The following is a 16,582-nucleotide window of genomic DNA, read 5'->3' as shown; positions in this document are numbered from 1 at the left end:
GCTACAGCGCCCACCACGGCCGGCTCGGCCCCGGCGAGCGCGCGATTCCGGCCGTGTGCGCACCGGACGGCAGCCTCGTCTGCTTCGTCGATGCGCCGCCGAACGCAGCGGACATCTACGACAGCGACTTCGCACCAGCCCCGGCGCCGTCCCCGTCCACGACCGCCCCGACCGGCATCGGGCTCACGGCCATCGACTACCACGCGCTCGCCGTCGCCGGCGGCGAACTCGATCACTGGCTGCTGTTCTTTCGCGCCGCGTTCGGCTTCGACGCCGGCGAGCCGGTGCTGACGCTGCCCGATCCCTACGGCCTGGTGCAGAGCCGTGCCGTGCGCAGCCCCGGGCGGCGCGTGCACGTGCCGCTGATGAGTTCGCGCGACCCGGACACCGCCGTCTCGCGCCTGCTCGCGCACTACGGCGGCAGCGGCCTGCAGCGGCTCGCGCTCGCCAGCACCGACGTGTTCACCTCGGTGCGTGCGGCGCGCGAACGCGGGGTGCGCTTCCTCGCGATCCCGCGCAACTACTACGACGATCTCGACGCGCGCTACGCGCTGGCGCCGGAGTTCCTCGAAGCGCTGGCCGCGCACGACGTGCTCTACGACCGCGACGAACACGGCGGCGAGTTCCTGCACGCCTACACCACGCTGTTCGAGCAGCGCTTCTTCGTCGAGATCGTCGAGCGCCGCGGCGGCTACGCCGGCCACGGCGCCGTCAACGCCGCCGTGCGCATGTCGGCGCTGGTGCAGGCACGCCTGCGCCGCAGCGCGCCGGACGACTGATACCGATCACGGCTGAACACACCGTCTTTTCAGCCCCTCGCCCCTCGCGGGAGAGGGGTTGGGGAGAGGGGGAAAACGACGCATGTACGTGTGATCGGCATGACAAGCCGCGGGCCGCGGACGCCCGCCACCCGACACGACACGACATCCGAAACCCGAAAAAAGCAGCCGGCGGCCACGACCGCCGGCACCCCACCGGGGCGCCGTGCCCCGCCGTCGCGCCTGCATCCGCGCGCCGGCCGGCGCGGCCCCCGCACCGCCAGAGCCGTACCGAGGAGACTCCCGATGACCGTACTGACCGCAAGCCTGGGCGCTGACGGCGCCGCCCCGCCGCGCGCAGGGGTGCTGCGCCGCGCCTTCGCCGTCGGCCACACGCGCTGGACCATGCTGGCGCTGGTGTTCTTCGCGACCGTGCTGAACTACGTCGATCGCGCCGCGCTCGGCATCCTGCAACCGGTTCTGGCGAAGGCCATGAACTGGACCGCGCAGGACTACGCGAACATCAACTTCTGGTTCCAGGTCGGCTACGCGGCCGGCTACGCGCTGCAGGGCCGCTTCATCGACCGTATCGGCGTGCGCCGCGGTTTCGCGCTCGCCGTGCTGCTCTGGAGCATCGCGGCGGCCGCGCACGGGCTGGCCGGCACGGTGTTCGGCTTCATGGCCTGCCGCTTCTTCCTCGGTCTGGCCGAGTCCGGCAACTACCCGTCCTGCGTGAAGACGACGCGGCTGTGGTTCCCGGCCGGCGAGCGCGCGATGGCCGCCGGCATCTTCAACGCCGGCACCAACGTCGGCGCGATGATCGCGCCGCTGATGATCCCGTTCGTGATGGCGACCTGGGGCTGGCAGGCGACGTTCTTCATCGTCGGCGCGATGGGCATGGTCTGGCTGGCGTTCTGGCTGAAGCACTACTTCGATCCGGAACGTCACCCGACGGTGCGCGCGAGCGAACTCGACTACATCAGTGCCGGTGCCGCCGAGCCGCCGGTGCAGGCCGTGCCGTATCGCAAGGTGCTGACGATGCGCGTGACCTGGGCCTACGCGGTCGCCAACACCCTCGCCGCGCCGGTGTTCTGGTTCTACCTGTACTGGCTGCCGCCGTACCTGAACCAGCAGTACGACCTCGGCATCAGCGTCACCGCGATGGGCCTGCCGCTGGTCGTGATCTACCTGTCGGCCGACCTCGGCAGCGTGCTCGGCGGGGCGCTGTCCTCGTGGATGATCAGCCGCGGCCGGGCGCCGGTGCAGTCGCGGCTGCTGTCGATGCTGATCTGCGCGCTCTGCATCGTGCCGATCGTGTTCGCCTCGCAGGCCAGCGGACTGTGGTCGGCGGTGGCGCTGATCTCGCTCGCGATCGGCGCGCACCAGGCCTGGACCGCGAACGTCTGGAGCCTGGCGATGGACGCGACGCCGCGTGAGGCCATGGGTTCGGTCTACGGCTTCGGCGGCACCTGCGGCGCGATCGGCGGCATGTTCATGACGCAGCTCGTCGGCTACGTGCTGACCACGACCAACAACAACTACGCGGTGCTGTTCACGATGATCCCGTGCGCCTACCTGCTGGCGCTGGTCTGGGTCTGGTTCGTCGTGCCGCGGCAGGTCGAAACCGTGAACTGATGCCACCGCCGGCGCCGGCGCGCCCTGCGCCGCTGCCTGCCGTCCCCGCCCGCGCCCGGCTCCGTGCCGGGCGCTGTTTCTGGCGGTTTTACCGGGGCCGGCGCGTCAGCCGAGTGCGTTGGGGATGTCGTGCTCGCGGTAGTGCGCGCGGATCAGATCCAGGATCGCGGCGATCTCGGGCGGGGCATCGCCGGCGCGGCAGTACAGGATGACCGGCGACACCGCGCGCGCATCGTCGAGCGGGCGGAAGAACAGATCGTCGCGACGCAGGCGCTGCACGGCCTCGGGCACGACGCAGAGCCCTTCGGCCGCGAGCACGAGCCCGAGCGCGGTCTGCACGCTGCTCGCCTCGCACACCGCCGACGGCCTGACGCCGCTGTCGCGGTACAGCGCGAGCACGTGATCGGCGTAGCTCGGGCGCGGCGCCTTCGGGTACACGATCAGCGCCTCGTCGGCGAGATCGCTCATGCGCAGGCGCGGGCGCTCGAACAGCGGATGGCCCGGCGGCAGCGCTACGACCAGGCTTTCCTCGCGCAGCAGCCGGCGCGCGATCGCCGGGTCCTCGACCGGGATGCGTCCGAAGCCGACATCGATGCGCCCGTCCTTCAGCGCCGCGACCTGCTGCACGCTGCCGAGTTCGAGCAGCTCGACGTTCAGTTGCGGGTACGCGGCGCGGAAGCGGCGCAGCAGCATCGGCAGCGCCCCGTACAGCGTCGAGCCGACGAAGCCGATGCCGAAGCGGCGCTTCTCGGCATGGGCGTAGCGCCGCGTCTGCGCGACGACGGTTTCGACGCGTTCGAGCACGTTCACCGCCTGTTCGTAGAAGAAGCGTCCGGCCTCGGTCGGCTGCAGCGGCCTGCTCTGCCGATCGAGCAGCACGACGCCGAGCCGGTCCTCCAGTTGCTGGATCTGCCGGCTCAGCGGCGGCTGCGCCATGTGCAGCCGCTCGGCCGCGCGCGTGAAGTTGCCCTCGCGCACGACGGTCACGAAGTAACGCAGGTGTCGGAGTTCCACGGTACGGACCGCGCTGCTGTCGAGGGAATGAGCTGACGACGTGACGCCGCGGCGGCCGGACGACGATGGTCCGGCCACCGCTGCTGCTTCCATGCTAGGCGCCCATGCGCACCGCCGCGCAGCCGGCTCCGGATACTGCATTGCGCAAGGGACGCCGCCCACCGCATTCCGCCGCCGCACGGCACGGTCGGCACCTGCGAATCCGCCCGGATTCGTGATCTGCCCGGATTTTCACGCATCTGCGGCATCCCGAAAAACCCGCCCTTCGCCCCGATACCCGCAGGGTATCGGGGCGGACTCATTCGGTCTTGGACGGCCGTGTCCGGCCTGATGATGATGGTCCCCGCAGTAGAAACCGGAAACGGGACAGGCCGGTCCGCCGGCGCGGAAATGAAATGCCGTTCACCGCATCGGCAGGCATTCCAGCCCCGTCTTCAACGGTTCGTGCCGACCGCCGCGCTGACGGCCACCGGTGCTGCAACCGTTCCCAGACACCGAACGAGGAGAACATCACGATGAATGCAGCCCTTGCCGGACAGATCGCCACGACACTGGTCGAAGATCGCGAACACGGCATTCACCGTTGCCGCCGCGACATCTTCACCGATCCAGCGCTGTTCGAACTGGAAATGCAGCATATCTTCGAGGGCAACTGGATCTACCTTGCCCACGACAGCCAGATTCCGAATCCCAACGATTATCTGACCACGCACATCGGCCGCCAGCCGATCTTCATCGCCCGCAACCGCCAGGGCGAACTCAATGCCTTCATCAACGCCTGCAGCCACCGCGGCTCGATGCTCTGCCGGTTCAAGAAAGGCAACAAGTCCACCTACACCTGCCCGTTCCACGGCTGGACCTTCAGTAACTCCGGCAAGCTGCTGAAGGTCAAGGATCCGGACGGGGCCGGCTATCCGGACGGTTTCAGCCGCAACGGCTCGCACGACCTGACGAAGGTCGCACGCTTCGAATCCTACCGCGGCTTCCTGTTCGGCAGCCTGAACCCGGACGTGCTGCCGCTCGCCGAACATCTCGGCGAGGCGACGAAGATCATCGACATGATCGTCGATCAGGCCCCGGACGGACTCGAAGTGCTGCGCGGTTCCTCGACCTACGTCTACGACGGCAACTGGAAGCTGCAGGCCGAAAACGGCGCCGACGGCTATCACGTCAGTTCGGTGCACTGGAATTACGTCGCGACCACCAACCGGCGCAAGACCGGCGAAACCGCCGACGATGTGAAGGCGATGGATGCGAGCAGCTGGGCCAGGCAGAAAGGCGGTTATTACGCGTTCGAGCACGGCCACATGCTGCTGTGGATGCAGTGGCCGAATCCGCAGGACCGGCCGCTGTACGAACGGCGCGACGAACTGATCGAGCGTTTCGGCGCGGCGCGGGCCGACTGGATGATCGGTTATCTGCGCAACCTCTGCCTGTACCCGAACGTGTATCTGATGGACCAGTTCAGTTCGCAGATCCGTCAGATCCGGCCGCTTGCCATCGACAAGACCGAAGTCACGATCTACTGCATCGCGCCGAAGAACGAAAGCCCCGAGGCGCGCGCCCGGCGCATCCGCCAGTACGAGGACTTCTTCAACGCCACCGGCATGGCCACGCCCGACGATCTTGAGGAATTCCGCGCCTGCCAGATGGGGTATCAGGGGCGGGCGGCGCAATGGAACGACATGTGCCGCGGGGCGCAGCACTGGATTGACGGGGCCGACGCCGGTGCCCGCGAAATCGGTCTGCAGCCGGTGTCCAGCGGCGTGCGCACCGAGGACGAAGGTCTGTATCCGGTCCAGCACGCCTACTGGGTCGAAACAATGAGCAAGGCCGCCGCTGCGGCTGCGGACCAGGAGTGAATCCATGAGCGGCATCGATCTTTCCATCGAGGACGTGCGCCAGTTTCTGTTTCGCGAGGCGCGTTATCTCGACGATCGCGAATGGGATCGCTGGCTTGAACTGTATGCGCCGGACGCTGAATTCTGGATGCCGGCCTGGGATGACGACGACGGCCTGACCCGCGATCCGCAGCGCGAGATTTCGCTGATCTATTACTCGCGCCGGGACGGTCTGAACGATCGCGTCTACCGCATCCGGACCGAGCGTTCCGGTGCAACCAGCCTGCCGGAGCCGCGCACCTCACACAACATCAACAACGTCGAGATCATCGATCAGGACGGCAGCCGGTGCCGGGTGCGCTGCAACTGGTTCACGCTGTATTACCGCTACAAGACCGTCGATACGTATTTCGGCACCTCGTATTACACGCTCGATCTGTCCGGTCCGCAGCCGCTGATCCGGAACAAGAAGATCGTGCTGAAAAACGACTGCATCCATCACGTCGTCGACATCTATCACGTCTGACGCCGATGACGGACGACTGGAGGAGGAGAACGCCATGAATCACCGGATCGCCCTGAGTTTCGAAGACGGCGTCACGCGCTTCGTCGATTGCCGGGCCGGCGACACGCTCGCCGATGCGGCTTACCGGGCCGGGATCAACATTCCGCTCGACTGCCGCGACGGTGCCTGCGGCACCTGCAAGGCTTACTGCGAAGCCGGCCGCTACGACGGCGGCAGCTACATCGACGAGGCCATGAGCGCCGGAGAGGCCGCAGCCGGCTACGTGCTGGCCTGCCAGATGCGCCCGCAGTCGGACTGCGTCGTGCGCATCGCGGCGAGTGCCGCGCTGTGCCGGACCACCGCGGCCACGCACCGCGGCCGCATCGGTTCGGTCACGCGGCTCTCCGGCACCGCCGTCGCATTCTCGATCGAGCTCGATGCGCCGGCCGCGCTCGGCTTCCTGCCGGGCCAGTACGTCAACGTCCGCGTGCCGGGCACCGACCAGAAGCGCGCGTATTCATTCAGCTGCGGCCCGGGGCGCGCGAGCGTGTCGTTCCTGCTGCGCGACACCGCGGCCGGCCTGCTGCCGGCTTATCTGCGCGAACGCGCCGAAGCCGGTGCGGCGATCGAATTCGAGGGGCCGCTCGGCAGTTTCTATCTGCGCGAAATCCGCCGGCCGGTGCTGATGCTCGCCGGCGGCACCGGACTCGCGCCGTTTCTGGCGATGCTCGAGCAGATCGCCGAAACCGGCACGGATTATCCGGTGCACCTGATTTACGGCGTGACCGGCGATGCCGATCTGGTCGAACTCGACCGGCTCGACGCGGCAGCACGGCGCATCGCCGATTTCACGTATGTGTGCTGCGTCGCCGATCCGGCCAGTCCGCATCCGAACCGCGGTTACGTCACCCATCACCTGGCGGCCGACAAACTGCACGACGGCGACGTGGACGTGTATCTGTGCGGGCCGCCGCCGATGGTCGATGCCGTGCGCGCGCACTTTGCTGCACACGGCATCCGGCCGGCGAATTTCCATTACGAGAAATTCGTGACCAGCGGCCTCGTGACTGCCATCGGCGACAGCATCGCCACCGCCACGGCAGCCATCCCCGAAACGGTGCTGCCGCAATGATCCATGCCGGTCGTTTCAATGGCAGGATCGCCGTCGTCACCGGTGCGGCGCAGGGCATCGGCCGCACGGTGGCCGTGAACATGGCGCGCGAAGGTGCGCGCGTCGCACTCGTCGACCGCTCGCCGCTGATCGCGGAAGTCCACGCCGAAATCCTCGCCGCCGGCGGCGAGGCCCTGGCGATCACGGCCGATCTCGAACGCTACGGCGAATCCCGACTCGCGATCAACGAGGCGCACGCGCGCTTCGGCCGCATCGACATCCTCGTCAACAACGTCGGCGGCACGATCTGGGCAAAGCCGTTCGAGCAGTACGCCGAGGACGAAATCGAGGCCGAAGTCCGCCGCTCGCTGTTTCCGACGCTCTGGGGCTGTCGCGCGGTGCTGCCGTTCATGATCGCGCAGCAGGCCGGCACCATCGTTAACGTGTCCTCGGTGGCGACGCGTGGCGTCAATCGCGTGCCGTACGGCGCGGCGAAAGGCGGCGTCAATGCGCTGACCGCCTGCCTCGCGTTCGAATGCGCGGGCCACGGCATCCGCGTGCTTGGCATTGCGCCCGGCGGCACCGAGGCACCACCACGGCGCATTCCGCGCAATACGGTGGCCGCGGATGAACAAACGCAGGCGTGGTACCGGCAGATCGTCGAACAGACCGTCGAATCCTCGCTGATGAAACGCTACGGCACGCTCGACGAACAGGCCGCGGCAATCCTGTTTCTCGCCTCGGACGAAGCCTCGTACATCACCGGCACGATCCTGCCGGTCGCCGGCGGCGATCAGGGCTGAAAGCCATTGCCGGGGCAGGGACATGCGGACAGGAAATCCGCAGCCCCCCGGCAGCCGGAACACCGGTCGCTGCCAGGTCGATGAATGCAGCGTGCCACATGAATTTTTACATCCGAAGCGCGGAAATCCGGGAATGCCCGTACATCCGCCGAATATCCACCACCAGAGGAGAACTTGAAATGGCTGAATTATCGATGGCTACCTTCACCGACACCGTCATCGGCGCGATCGGTCCCGGCGCAACGCCGCGTGTGCGCACCGTCATGACGGCGCTGATCCGCCACCTGCACGATTTTGCCCGCGAGGTGAAACTGACGACGCCCGAATACCGCGCGGCCTGTGATTTCATCGTGCGCATCGGCCGGATGTCCGACGACAAGCGCAACGAAGCCGTGCTCGCGAGCGACGTGTTCGGACTCGAAAGCCTCGTCGATGTCCTCGACCATCACCATGCCGAACGCGGGGCCGCCACCGACAGCGCCGTGCTCGGGCCGTTCTGGCGCGAGCATTCGCCGCTGCTCGATCATGGCGCGTCGATCGTGCGCGGCGGTCAGGAGGGCGAATCGGTATTCGTCTGCGGGCGCGTGCTCGGCGTCAACGGCCGGCCGGTCGGGAATGCGCGGATCGCGGTCTGGGAAACCGCACCGAACGGACTCTACGAGCAGCAGGATCCGGAGCAGCCGGATTTCAACCTGCGCGGGCAGTTCTGCACCGATGCCGAGGGCCGCTACGCATTTCGCGCCTTGCGCCCGATCGCGTATCCGATTCCGTTCGACGGTCCGGCCGGCGAACTGCTGCAGATGATGGACCGCCATCCGTTCCGCCCGGCCCACATCCATTTCCGCGTGCGCGCACCGGGTTATCACGAACTGGTCACGCAGATCTTCGACCGCGACGATCGTTATCTGGCGAGCGATTCGGTGTTCGCGGTCAAGGATTCGCTGACCGTCGAATTCCGGCCGGCCCCGGCCGGGGCCGACACGCGCTGGCACGTCGCTTTCGACATCGTGCTGGAACCGCTCGCCGGCTGAACGCAGCCCCGCCCGCTGCCGTCACGGCGGCGTCCCCGGTCCGGGCATTTCCGCCCGGACCGGCCAGCTCCGGAGTCTCACCCATGTCCGACATCCTGACCCCGACCCGCCCGGCGCTGCCGGTGGCGGACCTGCAGCGCGACCTCTGCGTGCATTCGGTCACGAGCCACATCGTCGACGTGCCGACCGTGCGCCGGCACAAGCTGTCCTCGCTGTCGGTCGCCGCGCAGAGCTACGTGATCGTGCGCGTGCGCCTCGACAACGGCGTCGAAGGCATCGGCGAGGCGGCCACGCTCGGCGGCCCGCGCTGGAGCGAGGAATGCGTGGAAGGCATCAAGGCGACGATCGACGCCCACCTCGCGCCGGCGCTGACCGGCGTGCGCGCCGACGCCTTCGAGCTCGCCGGCGCGCGGCTCGATGCGGCCGCGAAGCGCAACAACGCCGCCAAGGCCGCGCTGGAGACGGCGCTGTTTGACGCCGTCGGCCGCAGCCTCGGCCTGCCGGTCGCGGCCCTGCTCGGCGGTGTGGTGCGCGAGCGCATCCCGGTGCTGTGGACGCTCGCCTCCGGCGACGCCGGCCAGGAGCTCGAGGAGGCCGAGGCCAAGCTCGCCGCGCGCCTGCACGACACCTTCAAGGTCAAGATCGGTGCGCAGTCCGCCGCGGCCGATCTGGCTCGGCTCGGCCGGCTCGCCGCGGCGCTGGCCGGCCGCGCGCGGCTGATCGTCGATGCCAATCAGGCCTGGGACGAGACGACCGCGAACCGCTGCACGCCGGCACTCGCCGCCCTCGGCATCGAGCTGCTCGAACAGCCGCTGCCGGCCTGGAACCTCGCCGGGCTCGCGCGCGTGCGGGCGCGCTCGGCGGTGCCGCTGCTCGCCGACGAAAGCGTGTTCACGCCGCAGGACATGCTCGCGCTCGCGCAGGCCGGCGCGGCCGATGCGGTGTCGCTGAAGCTCGTCAAGCACGGCGGCCTGCTCGGCCTGCGCCGCGTAGCGGCCGTGGCCGAGGCCGCCGGCGTCGGCCTGTACGGCGGCTGCCTGCTCGAAAGCTCGATCGGCGCGGCCGCGCACCTGCACGCGTTCGCGGGCCTGCGCGAACTCGCATGGGGCTGTGAGCACTTCGGGCCGCAGATCCTGACCGGCGACCTCGTCACCGAGCCGCTGCACTACGCCGACGGCCACGTGCACCTGCCGTCCGGTCCCGGCCTCGGCCTCGTGCTCGATGAGGAGCAGCTGCGCCGCTACGCGCGCCGCTGAAGCCGCGGCGCCGGCGGCATTGCCCTGTTTCCTCCTGTTTCCTTAAACCCCGAACCATTTCGAGAGGTGATTCCGATGCTGTACTGCGTCCGGATGGACGTGCGCGTGCCGCACGATGTGGACCCGCACCGGTTCGAAGCCCTGAAGGCCGAGGAAAAGGCGCGCGCGCAGCTGCTGCAGCGCGACGGCCGCTGGCGCCATCTGTGGCGCGTGGCCGGCTGCTACGCGAACGTCAGCGTCTTCGACGTGACCGACCACGACGAGCTGCACACGCTGCTCTCGACGCTGCCCTTGTTCCCGTACATGGAAATCGTCGTGACGCCGCTCGCCCGGCATCCGTCGGCGCTCGATGCGGCGACCTGAGCCCCGGCCGCGGCCGCGCCGGCGTACCGTGGCATTCCCTGCCGCCGCCCGGGTTCCGCGACCGGGCGGCGTCTTCGCACCGGCTGCCCGGAGTCCGCACCATGAGCGATGCGATCCACTTCTACGAACCCGCGCAGGGCCACGGCCTCGCGCACGATCCGTTCAACGCCATCGTCGCGCCGCGGCCGATCGGCTGGATTTCCTCGCACGATCCGGCCGGGCGGCTGAACCTCGCGCCGTACAGCTTCTTCAACGCCTTCAACTACCGGCCGCCGATCGTCGGGTTCGCGAGCGTCGGTCGCAAGGACAGCCTGAACAACATCGAGCGCACCGGCGAGTTCGGCTGGAACCTGGTCACGCGCGCGCTGGCCACGGCGATGAACGCGAGCAGCGCGACGGTCGCGCCCGAAGTCGACGAGTTCGCGCTGGCCGGGCTGACGCCGGTGGCCTCGCGCCGGATCGCGGTGCCGCGCGTGGCCGAAAGTCCGGTGTCCTTCGAATGCCGGCTGAGCCAGATCGTGCAGCTGCGCACCGCCGACGGCCGCTTGGTACCGAGCTGGCTGGTGCTCGGCGAGGTCGTCGGCGTGCACATCGCCACGGCGCTGCTGGTCGATGGTGTCTACGACACGGCTGCCGCCGCACCGCTGCTGCGCGGCGGCGGGCCGGGGGATTACTTCACGATCGACGCCGGCGCGCGCTGGCAGATGACACGCCCGGACTGAAGCGCCGCGACCGTCGGCCCCGGCTGCGCAACGTGCGATCATCGTCATGCCGGACGATTACAGATCGTTTCCCGTCCCGGCCCACCGTTCCCCCGCCCCCGGTTCCGCAGGAGTGCCTTATGGACGACGCCCGTTCCGATCCGCCCGAGGCGGCGGCCGACGCTGCCGACGAGACCGTCGCCGTCCCGTCCCGCGCCGCACCGCCGCCGGCTGCGCGGCTGCTCGCGGTCGACGAGATCGAAGCGCTGTCGGGTGACCCGAGCTTCATGACCTCGCTCGCGCGCGGCATCGCGGTGATCCGCGCCTTCAGCGAGCGCAAGCGCAGCCTGACGATCGCGCAGATCAGCCAGAAGACCGGCATCCCGCGCGCGGCGGTGCGCCGCTGCCTGTACACGCTCGGGCAGCTCGGCTACGTGAGTTCCGACTCGCGCAACTTCTCGCTGCTGCCGAAGGTGCTGTCGCTCGGGCATGCGTATCTTGCCGCCACGCCGCTGCCGGTGCTGGCGCAACCCTTCCTCGATCGCGTGCGTGACACGCTGCACGAGGCCTGCTCGCTCGCGATCCTCGATGCCGAGGAAATCCTCTACGTGGCGCGCGCGGCCTCGACGACGCGGATCATGTCGGTGGATCTCAGTGTCGGCAGCCGGCTGCCGGCGTACTGCACGTCGATGGGCCGCGCGATCCTCGCCTATCAGCCGGCGGCCGAGCTCGAACGCTATCTGGCGACCGTCGAGCTGCGCCCGCGCACCGGCCGCACGATCAGCACGCGCGCGCGGCTGATCGAGGCGCTGGAGCAGGTGCGCGCCTGCGGTTACGCGCTCGTCGATCAGGAGCTCGAACTCGGCCTGCGCTCGCTGGCGGTGCCGGTGCGTGACCTGTCCGGGCGCGTCGTCGCGGCGATGAACGTCAGCGTCGGGGCGAGCCGCTGCTCGCCGCCGGAGATGGAAGCGCAGTTCCTGCCGGTCCTGCTCGGCGCGAGCGCCGAACTCGGCATGCAGCTCGTCAGCTGATCCGTCCGCAGCAGCCATCCCCGTGACCGCCCGCCGCCGGCTCAGCCGACGGCGGGCGGTGTCGTTTCCGGCCGGCAGCCGGGCGCGACATCCGCCGCCGAACCCGGAACGTGGCCCGGCGCGCGGCCTGCCCGGCAGACGGGCCGCCGGAGTCCGGACACGATGGTCATTATCGTTCGATAAACGAACAATGTTTCGATAAACGCAATTGACGCAGTCAGCGGCGGACTTTAGTGTTTCGTTCACACATCGCACATAAGTTCGATAAACGAACAAACCACCGGAGGCAACATGAACCAGCCGCACCGCCCGCAGGACGCCGCGCCGCGCGTCCCCGTCCGCCGCCCCGCACGGAGGCAGCCGGCATGATCGACAAGACCTGCACTTCGCTCGCCGCCGCCGTCGCCGGCATCCATGACGGCGCGACCGTGATGATCGGCGGCTTCGGCACGGCCGGCATGCCGTCGGCGCTGATCGATGCGCTGATCGACCAGGGCGCGAAAGACCTGACGATCGTCAACAACAACGCCGGCAACGGCGACACCGGTCTGGCGGCGCTGCTGAAGGCGCGCCGCGTGCGCCGGATCATCTGCTCGTTCCCGCGCCAGGCGGATTCCTACGTGTTCGACGCGCTGTACCGCGCCGGCGAGATCGAGCTGGAAGTCGTGCCGCAGGGCAATCTCGCCTGCCGCATCGAGGCTGCCGGCGCCGGGCTCGGGGCGATCTACGCGCCGACCGGCTACGGCACGCTGCTCGCCGAGGGCAAGGAGACGCGCCGCATCGACGGGCGCGACTACGTGCTCGAATGGCCGATCCGCGCCGACTTCGCGCTGATCAAGGCGCAGCACGGTGATCGCTGGGGCAACCTCGTCTACCGCAAGAGCGCGCGCAACTTCGGCCCGATCATGGCGCGCGCCGCGCGCTGCACGATCGCGCAGGTCGAGGCGGTGCTTGAGCTCGGCAGTCTCGATCCGGAGTGCATCGTCACCCCCGGCATCTTCGTCCAGCGCGTCGTGCCGGTGCGCGACGCCGTGCAGGCCGCCGCCTGACGCCGCGCGAGGAACCATCGCCATGAACCGTATGACCCGCGACCAGCTCGCCGCCCGCGTGGCGCGCGACATCCCCGAAGGCGCCTACGTGAACCTCGGCATCGGTGCGCCGACGCGCGTCGCCAACTACCTGCCGAAGGATCGCGAGATCTTCCTGCACAGCGAGAACGGCCTGCTCGGCATGGGCCCGGCCCCGGCCGCCGGCGAGGCCGATCCGGACCTGATCAACGCCGGCAAGGAGCCGGTGACGCTGCTGACCGGCGGCTGCTTTTTCCACCACGGCGACTCGTTCGCGATGATGCGCGGCGGCCACCTCGACATCTGCGTGCTCGGCGCCTTCCAGGTGTCGGTCGCCGGCGATCTCGCCAACTGGCACACCGGCGCGCCCGATGCGATCCCGGCGGTCGGCGGGGCGATGGATCTGGCCATCGGCGCGCGCCAGGTGTTCGTGATGATGGATCTGCTGACCCGCTCCGGCGACAGCAAGCTCGTCGAGCGCTGCACGTATCCGCTGACCGCGCCGGCCTGCGTCGATCGCATCTACACCGATCTGGCCGTGTTCGACGTGACGGAACAAGGCCTGCGCGTGCGCGAGACCGTCGAGGGCGTGACGCTCGCCGATCTTTGCCGCCTCACCGGCCTCGCGCTCGAAGCGCTGGCCCCGGCCGCCTGAGCCGCCCGCCCCCCCCGACCGACCGGAGCCGAACATGAACGATGTCTATCTCTGCGATGCCGTGCGCACGCCTTTCGGCCGCTACGCCGGCGCCCTCGCCGCGATGCGCGCCGACGACCTCGGCGCCGTGCCGATCCGCGCGCTGATCGAACGCCACCCCGGGCTCGACTGGTCACGGCTCGACGAGGTGTTCTACGGCTGCGCCAATCAGGCCGGCGAGGACAACCGCAACGTCGCGCGCATGTCGGCGCTGCTCGCCGGCCTGCCCGAGAGCGTGCCCGGCACCACGATCAACCGCCTGTGCGCGTCCGGCCTCGATGCCATCGGCAGCGCGGCGCGTGCGATCGCCAGCGGCGAACTCGGCTTCGCGATCGCCGGCGGCGTCGAGAGCATGAGCCGTGCGCCCTACGTGATGGGCAAGGCCGACAGCGCCTATGCGCGCAGCCAGCGCATCGAGGACACGACCATCGGCTGGCGCTTCGTCAATCCGCTGATGCGCGAGCGCTACGGCGTCGATTCGATGCCGCAGACCGCCGACAACGTCGCCACCGACTACGACATCGCCCGCGCCGATCAGGACGCCTTCGCGCTGCGCAGCCAGCAGCGCGCCGCCGCCGCGCAGGCCGCCGGCTACCACGCCGAGGAAATCGTGCCGGTCACGATCCGCGACCGCCGTGGCGACACCGTGATCGCGACCGACGAACACCCGCGACCCGACACCACGCTCGCCTCGCTCGCGAAGCTGCGCGGCGTCAACGGCGCGCAGTGCAGCGTCACCGCCGGCAACGCCTCGGGCGTCAACGACGGTGCGGTGGCGATGCTGCTCGCCAGCGGCGAGCGGGTACGCGAACTCGGCCTGACTCCGCGCGCAAAGGTGCTCGGCATGGCCACCGCCGGCGTCGCCCCGCGGGTGATGGGCGTCGGCCCGGTGCCGGCGGTGCGCAAGCTGCTCGCGCGCCTGAAGCTCACGGCCTCCGATTTCGACGTGATCGAGCTGAACGAGGCCTTCGCGAGCCAGGCACTCGCCTGCCTGCGCGCCCTCGGCCTGCCCGACGACAGCACGCGCGTGAATCCGAACGGCGGCGCGATCGCGCTCGGCCATCCGCTCGGCGCGAGCGGCGCACGGCTGGTGATGACCGCGCTGCACCAGCTCGAACGCAGCGGCGGGCGGCTCGGGCTGGCGACGATGTGCGTCGGCGTTGGCCAGGGCGTCGCGCTCGCGATCGAGCGCGTCTGAAACCGCAGCAGCCCCGGCGTGCGCGCCCTGCCCGCCACGATAACGACGACCCGCGGCACGCCCGGGTCGCAGCATCCACCGCAGAACGAGGAGAAAGCCCCATGAACCCGTACGGCGATCCGAAGCCGGCCGCAGCGGCGAGCCGCGTGCGCGCAGCGCGCGGCGACTGCCGCGAGTACTTCCCGCGTGAACGCGGCATCCATCCGCCGGCGCTGTTTCCCGAGTACAAGACCACGGTGCTGCGCGCGCCGCAGAAGGCGAAGCTGTCGCTGCAGCAGTCGCTGTCGGAGCTGACCGGGCCGGTGTTCGGCGACGGCGACCTCGATCCGCTCGACAACGACCTGCTGCGCAACGGCCGCGTCGACGGCGAACCGATCGGCGAGCGCATCGTCGTGCACGGCCGCGTGCTCGATCAGGACGGCCGGCCGGTGCGCGGCGCGCTGCTGGAGTTCTGGCAGGCCAACGCCGGCGGCCGCTACCGGCACAAGAAGGATCACTACCTCGCGCCGCTCGATCCGAACTTCACCGGCTGCGGCCGCACGCTGAGCGACGACGACGGCCGCTACTGCTTGCGGACCGTCCGGCCGGGTCCGTACCCGTGGCGCAACGGCCTCAACGACTGGCGCCCGGCACACATCCACTTCTCGGTGTTCGGGCAGGCCTTCGTGCAGCGCCTGGTCACGCAGATGTACTTCGAGGGCGATCCGCTGCTCGCGCTCTGCCCGATCTACCAGGCGATCCCCGACGCCGGAGCGCGGGCGCGGCTGGTCGCGCCGCTCGACCTGAACGCCTCGCTGCCGCTCGATTCGCTCGCCTACCGCTTCGACATCGTGCTGCGCGGCCGCCGCCAGACCTGGTTCGAAAACCGTCCGGAGGGCCTGTAACCATGTCCCTGTCGCTCGCGAACGGCAGTGAACTGTACCTGCACGAAACCGCGTCGCAGACCGCCGGGCCGTACCTGCACATCGGCATGATGCCGGCGGCCGCCGGCATCGAGACGCGCCGCCGCCAGCCCGGCAACGTGCTGGTGCAGCCGGCGACGCGCGGCGAGCGCATCCGCATCGAAGGCATCGTCTACGACGGCGCCGGGGCGGCGGTGAAGGATGCGCTGATCGAGATCTGGCAGGCCGACGCCGACGGCTGCCATGCCCACCCCGCGGACCGCCGCTGCAGCGACGCCGATCCGGCCTTCACCGGCTTCGGGCGGGCGGTCAGCGACTTCCAGTCCGGACTGTGGCACTTCGAAACGGTCAAGCCCGGTGCGGTCACGGGGCGCCAGGGCCGGCCGATGGCCCCGCACGTCAGCGTGCTGGTGTTCGCGCGCGGCATCAACGTGGCGCTGCAGACGCGCTTGTATTTCGACGACGAGGCCGCGGCGAACGCCGCCGATCCGGTGCTCGGCCTGATCGAGATCGCGAGCCGCCGCGACACGCTGCTCGCCCGGCGCAGCGTGCAGGACGGGCAGGTCGTCTACCGCTTCGACATCCACCTGCAAGGCGAGCGCGAGACGGTGTTCTTCGACGTCTGAGCGCAGCCTGCGCCCGGCCGGCCCGCGCGCGCAGCTCGTCGTCGCG

16 protein-coding genes and 1 pseudogene are annotated in these 16,582 nt (G+C 69.5%); 16 read left to right on the top strand and 1 reads right to left on the bottom strand.

Annotated elements, in window-relative coordinates; translation table 11 throughout:
• Together PKE44_RS05725 and PKE44_RS05720 are read left to right on the top strand one after the other, a co-directional pair.
• Positions 1-779: pseudogene (locus tag PKE44_RS05725) on the top strand (4-hydroxyphenylpyruvate dioxygenase); the annotation flags it as partial.
• 285 nt (positions 780-1,064) lie between these two features.
• A complete protein-coding gene (locus PKE44_RS05720; protein WP_324548929.1) occupies positions 1,065-2,393 on the top strand; it encodes an MFS transporter in 1,329 nt (442 codons plus the stop codon).
• 105 nt (positions 2,394-2,498) lie between these two features.
• Here the strand turns inward: PKE44_RS05720 and PKE44_RS05715 are convergent, their stop codons facing one another.
• Positions 2,499-3,407 carry a LysR family transcriptional regulator gene (locus PKE44_RS05715; protein WP_324548926.1) on the bottom strand — a complete coding sequence of 303 codons (909 nt, stop codon included), beginning with the start codon at positions 3,405-3,407 and terminating at the stop codon, positions 2,499-2,501.
• A 515-nt stretch (positions 3,408-3,922) separates the two neighbouring features.
• On the opposite strand from PKE44_RS05715, the gene benA reads away from it, so the two are divergent.
• The 14 genes from benA to pcaG all read left to right on the top strand — a co-directional run bounded on the left by benA (position 3,923) and on the right by pcaG (position 16,536).
• Complete coding sequence (benA, locus tag PKE44_RS05710) at positions 3,923-5,269, top strand: benzoate 1,2-dioxygenase large subunit (RefSeq protein ID WP_324548932.1); 1,347 nt, start codon at positions 3,923-3,925, stop codon at positions 5,267-5,269.
• Positions 5,270-5,273: 4 nt separating this feature from the next.
• The gene (benB, locus tag PKE44_RS05705; RefSeq protein ID WP_324548924.1) at positions 5,274-5,774 is read left to right on the top strand and encodes a benzoate 1,2-dioxygenase small subunit; all 501 of its coding nucleotides are present in this window, start codon (positions 5,274-5,276) and stop codon (positions 5,772-5,774) included.
• 34 nt (positions 5,775-5,808) lie between these two features.
• Positions 5,809-6,885: a benzoate 1,2-dioxygenase electron transfer component BenC gene (gene benC, locus PKE44_RS05700; RefSeq protein ID WP_324548922.1), complete on the top strand. Its 1,077-nt coding sequence runs from the start codon at positions 5,809-5,811 to the stop codon at positions 6,883-6,885.
• Positions 6,882-7,667 carry a 1,6-dihydroxycyclohexa-2,4-diene-1-carboxylate dehydrogenase gene (locus PKE44_RS05695; RefSeq protein ID WP_324548920.1) on the top strand — a complete coding sequence of 262 codons (786 nt, stop codon included), beginning with the start codon at positions 6,882-6,884 and terminating at the stop codon, positions 7,665-7,667. Before benC ends, PKE44_RS05695 begins: the two co-directional genes overlap by 4 nt.
• Positions 7,668-7,846: 179 nt before the next feature.
• Entirely contained in the window at positions 7,847-8,698 is an 852-nt protein-coding gene (locus PKE44_RS05690) for an intradiol ring-cleavage dioxygenase (protein WP_324548918.1), read from the top strand.
• Between the two features lie 83 nt (positions 8,699-8,781).
• Positions 8,782-9,954: a muconate/chloromuconate family cycloisomerase gene (locus PKE44_RS05685; RefSeq protein WP_324548916.1), complete on the top strand. Its 1,173-nt coding sequence runs from the start codon at positions 8,782-8,784 to the stop codon at positions 9,952-9,954.
• A 75-nt stretch (positions 9,955-10,029) separates the two neighbouring features.
• Complete coding sequence (catC, locus tag PKE44_RS05680; RefSeq protein WP_324548913.1) at positions 10,030-10,317, top strand: muconolactone Delta-isomerase; 288 nt, start codon at positions 10,030-10,032, stop codon at positions 10,315-10,317.
• A 101-nt stretch (positions 10,318-10,418) separates the two neighbouring features.
• Positions 10,419-11,039 (top strand): flavin reductase family protein, encoded by a 621-nt coding sequence (locus tag PKE44_RS05675; RefSeq protein WP_324548911.1) that lies wholly within the window; start codon positions 10,419-10,421, stop codon positions 11,037-11,039.
• A 218-nt stretch (positions 11,040-11,257) separates the two neighbouring features.
• On the top strand, positions 11,258-12,049 hold the full coding sequence (locus PKE44_RS05670; RefSeq protein WP_324548930.1) for an IclR family transcriptional regulator C-terminal domain-containing protein: 792 nt from the start codon (positions 11,258-11,260) through the stop codon (positions 12,047-12,049).
• Between the two features lie 365 nt (positions 12,050-12,414).
• Entirely contained in the window at positions 12,415-13,098 is a 684-nt protein-coding gene (locus PKE44_RS05665) for a 3-oxoacid CoA-transferase subunit A (RefSeq protein WP_324548909.1), read from the top strand.
• A 22-nt stretch (positions 13,099-13,120) separates the two neighbouring features.
• Positions 13,121-13,771: a 3-oxoacid CoA-transferase subunit B gene (locus tag PKE44_RS05660; protein WP_324548907.1), complete on the top strand. Its 651-nt coding sequence runs from the start codon at positions 13,121-13,123 to the stop codon at positions 13,769-13,771.
• A 34-nt stretch (positions 13,772-13,805) separates the two neighbouring features.
• Positions 13,806-15,008: a 3-oxoadipyl-CoA thiolase gene (gene pcaF, locus PKE44_RS05655; protein ID WP_324548905.1), complete on the top strand. Its 1,203-nt coding sequence runs from the start codon at positions 13,806-13,808 to the stop codon at positions 15,006-15,008.
• A 101-nt stretch (positions 15,009-15,109) separates the two neighbouring features.
• Positions 15,110-15,892 carry a protocatechuate 3,4-dioxygenase subunit beta gene (pcaH, locus tag PKE44_RS05650; protein WP_324548903.1) on the top strand — a complete coding sequence of 261 codons (783 nt, stop codon included), beginning with the start codon at positions 15,110-15,112 and terminating at the stop codon, positions 15,890-15,892.
• A gap of 2 nt (positions 15,893-15,894) precedes the next feature.
• A complete protein-coding gene (gene pcaG, locus PKE44_RS05645; RefSeq protein ID WP_324548901.1) occupies positions 15,895-16,536 on the top strand; it encodes a protocatechuate 3,4-dioxygenase subunit alpha in 642 nt (213 codons plus the stop codon).
• Positions 16,537-16,582 lie beyond the last annotated feature (46 nt).

This window comes from Plasticicumulans sp. (assembly GCF_035331805.1).
GTDB lineage: Bacteria > Pseudomonadota > Gammaproteobacteria > Competibacterales > Competibacteraceae > Plasticicumulans.
Note: the sequence above shows the minus strand (reverse complement) of the source record. Positions and strands in the feature narration are given on the sequence as shown.